The organism is Dietzia sp. CW19, assembly GCF_014145265.1.
GTDB lineage: Bacteria > Actinomycetota > Actinomycetes > Mycobacteriales > Mycobacteriaceae > Dietzia > Dietzia natronolimnaea.
Window position 1 is genome coordinate 10,837 of record NZ_JAALEE010000242.1, and the last position, 2,132, is coordinate 12,968.

Annotated in this window: 2 protein-coding genes; one reads left to right on the forward strand and one right to left on the reverse strand. The window is 69.9% G+C overall.

Features of this window, described 5'->3' with window-relative positions:
• Positions 1-1,233, reverse strand: a 1,233-nt coding sequence (dnaG, locus tag G6021_RS17230) for a DNA primase (RefSeq protein WP_241736469.1), incomplete at its 3' end; no start/stop codon positions are given.
• A 68-nt stretch (positions 1,234-1,301) separates the two neighbouring features.
• Here dnaG and G6021_RS07980 point away from each other — a divergent pair.
• Positions 1,302-2,132: TPM domain-containing protein (locus tag G6021_RS07980; RefSeq protein ID WP_182641018.1), on the forward strand; the 831-nt coding region annotated here is incomplete at its 3' end.

Below are 2,132 nucleotides of genomic sequence, written 5' to 3' on the forward strand. Positions count from 1 at the left end.
ACGGATGTCCGCCACCACCGGGACCGTCTGGCGCAGCGCCTCGACCCGGCCCTCCGCGTGGTCGAGGTCGTACTCCTCGAGCATGGACCGGATGGCGAACTCGAACATCGGGACCCGGGCGGAGATCAGGTCACGGACTGCCGCGTCACCCTTGGTCTGCCGGATGTCGCAGGGGTCCAGTCCGGCGGGGGCCACCGCGACGAAGGTGCGGCCGGAGAACTGCTGGTCCCCGGAGAACGCCCGGAGCGCGGCCTTCTTGCCCGCGTCGTCGCCGTCGAAGGTGTAGATGATCTCGCCGCGGAAGTAGTTGTCGTCCAACATCAGCCGCCGGAGCGTGGACAGGTGGTCCTCGCCGAACGCGGTGCCACACGCAGCCACGGCGGTGGTCACGCCCGCGGCGTGCATGGCCATGACGTCCGTATAGCCCTCGACCACCACCGCTCGGCGCTGAGAGGCGACGTCCCGCTTGGCCAGGTCCAGACCGAACAGCACCTGGGACTTCTTGTAGAGCATCGTCTCCGGCGTGTTCATGTACTTGCCCAGGGTGTCGTCCTCGAAGAGCTTGCGCGCGCCGAAGCCGATCACCTCACCGGCGAGGTTGCGGATGGGCCACAGCAGACGGCGGTGGAAGCGGTCGATCAACGTCCCCCGCGAGCTGGTCTTGGACAGCCCCGCCGACTCCAACTCCGTGGGCTCGAAACCCTGCCGCATGAGGTGCTTGCTCATCGTGTCCCAGCCCGTGGGCGCGTATCCGCACCCGAAGCGCTCGGCGTGGGAGAGATCGAAGCCGCGGTCGGTCAGGAACGCCCTCGCGATCTCGGCCTCCGCGTCCTGGTGGAGGCGCTCGGCGTAGAACTTCTGGGCGGCGGCGTTGGCCTGGACCAGCCTCGATCGGGTGCCCCGATCGCGCTGGATCACCTGCCCGCCGCCCTCGTAGGAGATGCGGTACCCGATCCTGTCCGCGAGCTGCTCCACCGCCTCGACGAAGCTGATGTGCTCCATCTTCATGAGGAAGGCGAAGACGTCGCCACCCTCGCCCGTGGAGAAGCAGTGGAAGTAGCCGTGCTGGGGTCGCACGTGGAACGACGGCGTCTTCTCGTCCTTGAACGGGGACAGCCCCTTCATCGAGTCCGCACCGCCTGGTTTGAGCGCGACGTACTCGCCGACGATCTCCTCGATACGGGTGCGTTCGCGGATCGCGGCGATGTCCTGCTCCGGAATCCGCCCTGCCATGCAGCCCAGAGTAACCGTCCGCGCGCCAGACCGGCGTGCCCCCTGTGGCCAGCCGATACGCTGACCGCATGATCGCAGTCCCACACCGCCCCGACGTCACCCGGCGTGCACGGTCCGGCACGGCTGCGGCCGTCGCCCTCCTGCTCGCATTCCTCGTCAGCGTCGCCGGGTGGGCCACCCCGTCCGCGTCTGCCGAACCGCCGTCCCGGCTACAACAGCAGGTCACCGACACCGCCGGGGTGCTGGGCGCCGACACCGGCGCGGTGGAGAGCAGGCTCGCGGAGCTCCGCTCGACGGACGACATCCAGCTCTGGGTGACGTTCGTCGACAGCTTCGACGGCGTACCCGTCCAGCAGTGGGCGCAGGAGACCGCACGTCTGTCGGATCTGGGGGCCTCTGACGTGTTGCTCGCGGTGGCCGTCCAGGACGGGGCGTACTGGTTCGAGTCCGATGACCAGCGATCCGACCAGCGCATCGCCGACCGGGACATCGAACCGCAGTTGGCGGATGGCGACTGGGCCGGCGCGGCGATCGCTGCCGCCGACGGGCTCGAACGACAGGGCTCCGGTTCCGGGCTCTCCGGCGGGGCACTGCTGGCCATCATCGCCGCGATCGTGGCCGTGGTGGCCGTGATCCTGCTGGTCAGCCGCCGCCGACGGTCCACTCGTACCGCCCGGCAGGCCGAGTCCGCCCGCGAGATACCGGGCGATGACACGGCCCGGATGTCCGCGCTGCCGGTGGACGTTCTCGACGCACGCGCCAGGGCCGGGCTGGTCGAGGCCGACCAGGCCGTGGACACTTCCACGACCGCGCTCGATACCGCCGCCGGGGAGTTCGGCGAGATGCGGACTCGGCCGTTCCGAGCCGCCCTCGACGCCGCGCGGGTCGAGGTCGCCGCC